The 935-nt window shown below is 42.8% G+C and carries 1 protein-coding gene; it reads right to left on the bottom strand.

The window, feature by feature from the left end; genetic code table 11:
• The coding region (locus tag AB4653_RS26850) for a KilA-N domain-containing protein (protein ID WP_372105753.1) at window positions 1-420 on the bottom strand (420 nt) is incomplete at its 3' end.
• Window positions 421-935: the final 515 nt, after the last annotated feature.

Genomic DNA, 935 nt, shown 5'->3' with positions numbered 1-935 from the left:
GTAGTGCACATGAACATTTTGGCTTGTTACGTTTTTCGCCTTCGCCAATTCAAAGATTAAGTCGTTTAAGGATAGGTCTTGCGGAACAGTTGGAGTAGGAAGTGCTAGAGCTGTGGGCATACTGTCGAACGCACGAATGGCATTTAGGTGGAACTTTGGGCTAATCCACATTGCGTATGAGTAGACCAATTCTTTGCATACCCAAGTCCCCGCATCACTACCGTCACGTTTGGTATTTATAGCAAAGCAGGAATTACTGCTTTGCTCAATTTCATTAACCAGTTCTTGAGTTTGCTGATTCTTGATAAAAATACTTGGACGATGTCGATTGTGTCCACCACTCGCTTTATGCAGATCGTTTAGCGAATACAAATTATCGAGTGTGCGAATGTCTTTAGAAAAGATTGTTAAATTTGGCATGGTTGCCTCCTTGGGGATGATCTTTAAATCACCACACAAAGGGACTAATCTTCGGGTGGTGAGCTGAACAAGGTTAGTCCTACCGCTCCCAAGGTTACGGCCAGCCGAAGCTGCCTCGCCCAGCCCACCATAATGCTGATAGTACGTTTTATAAGTAAAGCGACTATGTTCAGGTGTGCTGAAGCTGCACATAAAAAACCAGCAAAAGCTAGCGTCTATGCGCCTTGGGTGTATATTGCGGGGGACTAATCCCGACACTGGATTTTGCCAGTGCCGTTACAGATTAACGATGTGGAAGATCGGTGTCAAACGTTTAATAACGTTGCATATTGTATAGAGCGCGGTTCTTACAATCAGCTTGCCTCACCCATGAACGTAGACAGAATCGAGACAAAAACAACTCCAGAGCACACACGCAGTTCCAGAGTCACACTAAATTATTAACTAATTTAGATTCGTTTTATTTGTAACTATTGTAATTTTAGCCACCCATACAAATACGAATGATAATAATT

It is taken from the genome of Vibrio sp. 10N.222.48.A3 (genome assembly GCF_041475345.1).
GTDB classification, from domain to species: Bacteria; Pseudomonadota; Gammaproteobacteria; order Enterobacterales; family Vibrionaceae; genus Vibrio; species Vibrio tasmaniensis_A.
The sequence above is the reverse complement of the archived record's forward strand: the minus strand, read 5'-3'. Positions and strand labels throughout refer to the sequence as shown.